This is a genomic window from Rhizobacter sp. P2_H3 (assembly GCF_056403355.1).
In genome coordinates this window covers 1-4,870 of the sequence record NZ_JBFUFQ010000326.1, presented here as the reverse complement: position 1 = coordinate 4,870, position 4,870 = coordinate 1, and the positions used below count along the sequence as shown (strand labels likewise).

Sequence of the window (4,870 nt, the reverse complement as noted above, 5' to 3'; positions counted from 1 at the left end):
CTGCGACCGCGTCGGCATCACGCAGTTCAAGATGAACGACAAGCGCCAGGGCATCGTCCATGTGATCGGCCCGGAGCAGGGCGCCACGCTGCCGGGCATGACGGTGGTCTGCGGCGATTCGCACACCTCCACGCACGGTGCGTTCGGCGCGCTGGCGCACGGCATCGGGACCAGCGAGGTCGAGCATGTGCTGGCCACGCAGACGCTGCTGGCGCGCAAGGCGAAGAACATGCTGGTCAAGGTGGAAGGCACGCTGGCGCGCGGCTGCAGCGCCAAGGACATCGTGCTCGCCATCATCGGCAAGATCGGCACCGCCGGCGGCACCGGCTACACGATCGAGTTCGCCGGCAGCGCGATCCGTGCGCTCAGCATGGAAGGCCGCATGACGGTGTGCAACATGGCGATCGAGGCGGGCGCCCGCGCCGGCCTGGTCGGCGTCGACGACACCACCATCGCCTATGTGAAGGGCCGCCCGTTCACGCCCAGCGGCCTCGAGTGGGACCACGCCGTCGCCTACTGGCGCACGCTGCACACCGACGCCGGTGCGCACTTCGATGCCGTCGTCGAGCTCGACGCGTCGACCATCCGCCCGCAGGTCACCTGGGGCACCTCGCCCGAGATGGTGCTGTCGATCGACGACCGCGTGCCCGACCCGGACCGCGAGAAGGACAGCGGCAAGCGCGGCGCGATGGAGCGTGCGCTGCAGTACATGGCGCTGGAGCCGAACAAGCCGATCACCGACATCCTGATCGACAAGGTGTTCATCGGCTCGTGCACCAACTCGCGCATCGAGGATCTGCGCGAGGCCGCGGCCGTCGTGCGCCGCATCGGCGGCAAGCTGGCGAAGAACGTCAAGCTCGCGCTGGTGGTGCCGGGGTCGGGCCTCGTGAAGGAGCAGGCCGAGCGCGAGGGCCTGGACGTGGTCTTCCGCGGCGCCGGCTTCGAATGGCGCGAACCGGGCTGCTCGATGTGCCTCGCGATGAACGCCGACCGGCTGGAGCCGGGCGAGCGCTGCGCGTCCACGTCGAACCGCAACTTCGAGGGCCGGCAGGGCGCCGGTGGCCGCACCCACCTGGTCAGCCCGGCGATGGCGGCCGCGGCCGCGATGCAGGGCCATTTCGTCGACGTGCGTCGCCTGTCCTGAGGAGACACTGACCATGCAAGCCTTCCGCATCCACACCGGCCTGGTCGCCCCGCTCGACCGCGAGAACGTCGACACCGACGCGATCATCCCGAAGCAGTTCCTGAAGTCGATCAAGAAGTCCGGGTTCGGCCCGAACCTGTTCGACGAATGGCGCTACCTCGACCACGGCGAGCCCGGCCAGGATCCGGCCAGCCGCAAGCGCAACCCCGATTTCGTGCTGAACCAGCCGCGCTACCAGGGCGCCTCGGTGCTGGTCACGCGCAAGAACTTCGGCTGCGGCTCGTCGCGCGAGCATGCCCCCTGGGCGCTTGACCAATACGGCTTCCGCGCGATCATCGCGCCGAGCTATGCCGACATCTTCTTCAACAACTGCTTCAAGAACGGCCTGCTGCCGATCGTGCTGCCCGAGCACGAGGTGAGCCGCCTGTTCGACGAGGTGAACGCGTTTGTCGGCTACAAGTTGACGATCGACCTGGACCGCCAGGTCGTCCAGAGGCCGGGCGGGGAGGTGATCCCTTTCGACGTCCAGCCCTTCCGAAAATTCTGCCTGCTCAACGGCTTTGACGACATCGGCCTCACGCTGCGCCATGCCGACAAGATTCGTGCGTTCGAAGCAGAGCGCCTGTTGCAGAAGCCCTGGCTGGCCCAGCGCGTCTGATCCAAGAAGGAATTGATTCGTGAAGATTGCGATCCTGCCGGGTGACGGCATCGGGGTGGAGATCATGGCCGAGGCCGTCAAGGTGCTCGGCTGCCTCGACCTGCGCTTCGAGACCGAGAGCGCCGAGGTCGGCGGCGCGGCCTATGCGGCCCATGGCCACCCGCTGCCCGAGGCCACGCTCGCGCTGGCCAAGTCGGCCGACGCAGTGCTGTTCGGCGCCGTCGGCGACTGGAAGTACGACAAGCTCGAGCGCCACCTGCGCCCGGAGCAGGCCATCCTCGGCCTGCGCAAGAACCTGGAGCTGTTCGCCAACTTCCGCCCGGCGATCTGCTACGAGGAGCTGACGCATGCGTCGACGCTGAAGCCCGAGGTGGTGGCCGGCCTCGACCTGCTGATCATCCGCGAGCTGACCGGCGACATCTACTTCGGCCAGCCGCGCGGCCGCCGGAAGTCGCCCGACGGCGCGTTCGCCGGCGCCGACGAGGCCTTCGACACGATGCGCTATTCGCGCCCCGAGATCGAGCGCATCGCGCATGTCGCGTTCCAGGCGGCGCGCAAGCGCAACAAGAAGGTGCTGAGCGTCGACAAGGCCAACGTGCTGGAGACCTTCCAGTTCTGGCGCGACGTCGTCACCGAGGTGCATGCGCAGTACCCCGACGTGGCGCTGGAGCACATGTACGTCGACAACGCGGCGATGCAGCTGGTGAAGGATCCGAAGCGGCTCGACGTGATCGTCACCGGCAACATGTTCGGCGACATCCTCAGCGACGAGGCGGCGATGCTGACCGGCTCGATCGGCATGCTGCCGTCGGCCTCGCTGAACGCGAAGAACCAGGGGCTGTACGAGCCCAGCCACGGCTCGGCTCCGGACATCGCCGGCAAGGGCATCGCGAACCCGCTGGCCACCATCCTGTCGGCGGCGATGATGCTGCGCTTCAGCCTGAACCAGGAAGCCGCGGCGCTGCGCATCGAGGCGGCTGTCAAGGCGGTGCTGGCCAAGGGGCTGCGCACCGCCGATATTCACAGTGAAGGCACCACGAAGGTGGGCACGAAGGAGATGGGCGACGCTGTGGTCGCCCACCTGAAAGCGAACGGCTGACCCGACGCTTTTTCGACGAAACCCTTCACGAACGAATTCAACGGACAGGACAGAAAGATGGCAACGAGATTGGTCGGCCTGGTGGGCTGGCGAGGCATGGTGGGGTCGGTGCTGATCGACCGCATGGCGCAAGAGAACGACTTCGAGCTGATCGAGCCGGTGTTCTTCAGCACCAGCAATGCCGGCGGCAAGGCGCCCGCCTACGCGAAGAACGAGACCACGCTGCAGGATGCGAACGACATCGAGGCGCTCAAGCGCTGCGACATCGTCATCACCTGCCAGGGCGGCGACTACACCAACGAGGTCTACCCGAAGCTGCGCAACGCCGGCTGGAACGGGCACTGGATCGATGCGGCGTCGTCGCTGCGCATGAAGGACAACGCCGTCATCGTGCTCGACCCGGTCAACATGCCGGTCATCAAGAACGCACTGGCGGCCGGCCAGCGCGACTGGATCGGCGGCAACTGCACCGTCAGCTGCATGCTGATGGGCGTGGGCGCGCTCTACAAGGCGGGCCTCGTCGAGTGGATGAGCACCCAGACCTACCAGGCGGCTTCGGGCGGCGGCGCGCAGCACATGCGCGAGCTGCTGACGCAGTTCGGCACGCTGAACGCCGAGGTGCGCCCGCTGCTCGACGACCCGAAGAGCGCGATCCTCGAGATCGACCGCAAGCTCGTCGCGAAGCAGCGCTCGCTGTCCGAAGCGGAGATCGCCAACTTCGGCGTCCCGCTGGCCGGCAGCCTGATCCCGTGGATCGACAAGGATCTCGGCAACGGCATGAGCAAGGAAGAGTGGAAGGGCGAGGCCGAGACCAACAAGATCCTCGGGCAGGGCACGGGCTTCGGCACGCCGCCCATTCCGGTCGACGGCTTCTGCGTGCGCATCGGCGCGATGCGCTGCCACAGCCAGGCGCTGACGTTCAAGCTCAAGAAGAACGTGCCCCTGGCCGACATCGAGGCCTTGATCGCCAACGACAACGCGTGGGTCAAGGTCGTGCCGAACACGCGTGAGGCGACGATTACGGACCTGACGCCGGTGTCGGTGACCGGCACGCTGACGATTCCCGTGGGACGCCTGCGCAAGATGGCGATGGGGCCGGAATACCTCGGCGCCTTCACGGTCGGCGACCAGTTGCTGTGGGGCGCGGCCGAACCGCTGCGCCGCATGCTGCGGATCCTGCTGGGTCAGTGACCGGCGGAAATTCCGTTGGAGTGACAGAGAGTTACCAGTGAAGACGGAGTGTTCTGTTGCGTTGCCGTACTGCAACAGGACACTCCCCAGAAGCCCCGAATCCCGTCTCTGGCGGGAACGTCAGCCAATGCATGAGCTTGTCTTCGTATCTAGTTGATGTTATTGTGTTTTCTACTGCGCCTGGGGTGCGTGCTGGTTTCTCAAGAAGAACGACGCCAATCGACGGGAGCCTGTGCACTGCCCGCCACCTCCACTTGGGAGACGCCTTGAAAAGAAATTCGTTGTTCGCTCGCCGCTTTGCTCTGACCGGCGTGGCCATCGCTGCCATGTGTCTGTCTGCCACCAACGCCTGGGCGCTCGGCCTCGGGCGGCTGGCGGTCCAGTCGGCGCTTGGTGAAACCCTCCGCGCGGAAATCGAGGTCACGAGCCTGACGCCCGAAGAGGCGTCGAACCTGAACGTGCGCATCGCGCCGCCGGAGTCGTACCGCGCCGCGGGCGTCGACTACAACCAGGTGCTGCCGGCCACGCAGGTCTCGCTGCAGCGCCGTCCCGACGGCCGCGCCTTCCTGAAGGTCACGAGCGATCGCGCCGTGCAGGAGCCCTTCGTCGACGTGATCCTCGAGATCACCTGGTCGACCGGCCGCCTGGTGCGCGAGTACACGATGCTGTTCGACCCGCCGTCGACGCGCAACCTGGCTGCTGCGCCGGCACCGGCTCCGGCCACGTCGCCGGCGCTGTCCCCGGCGGCCGAAGCGGCTGCCGCCGCGACGCCAGCGCC

General features: G+C 67.0%; 5 protein-coding genes. All 5 read left to right on the top strand.

Going from position 1 to position 4,870, the window contains the following annotated elements; all coding sequences use genetic code 11:
- The coding region (gene leuC, locus AC1D1T_RS30015) for a 3-isopropylmalate dehydratase large subunit (RefSeq protein ID WP_477993097.1) at positions 1 to 1,144 on the top strand (1,144 nt) is incomplete at its 5' end.
- Between the two features lie 13 nt (positions 1,145 to 1,157).
- Complete coding sequence (gene leuD / locus AC1D1T_RS30010) at positions 1,158 to 1,802, top strand: 3-isopropylmalate dehydratase small subunit (RefSeq protein ID WP_465114469.1); 645 nt, start codon at positions 1,158 to 1,160, stop codon at positions 1,800 to 1,802.
- Between the two features lie 19 nt (positions 1,803 to 1,821).
- Positions 1,822 to 2,901 carry a 3-isopropylmalate dehydrogenase gene (gene leuB / locus AC1D1T_RS30005; protein ID WP_047511258.1) on the top strand — a complete coding sequence of 360 codons (1,080 nt, stop codon included), beginning with the start codon at positions 1,822 to 1,824 and terminating at the stop codon, positions 2,899 to 2,901.
- A 57-nt stretch (positions 2,902 to 2,958) separates the two neighbouring features.
- The gene (asd, locus tag AC1D1T_RS30000) at positions 2,959 to 4,092 is read left to right on the top strand and encodes an aspartate-semialdehyde dehydrogenase (RefSeq protein WP_477840052.1); all 1,134 of its coding nucleotides are present in this window, start codon (positions 2,959 to 2,961) and stop codon (positions 4,090 to 4,092) included.
- Positions 4,093 to 4,418: 326 nt separating this feature from the next.
- The coding region (locus tag AC1D1T_RS29995; protein ID WP_477993096.1) for a type IV pilus assembly protein FimV at positions 4,419 to 4,870 on the top strand (452 nt) is incomplete at its 3' end.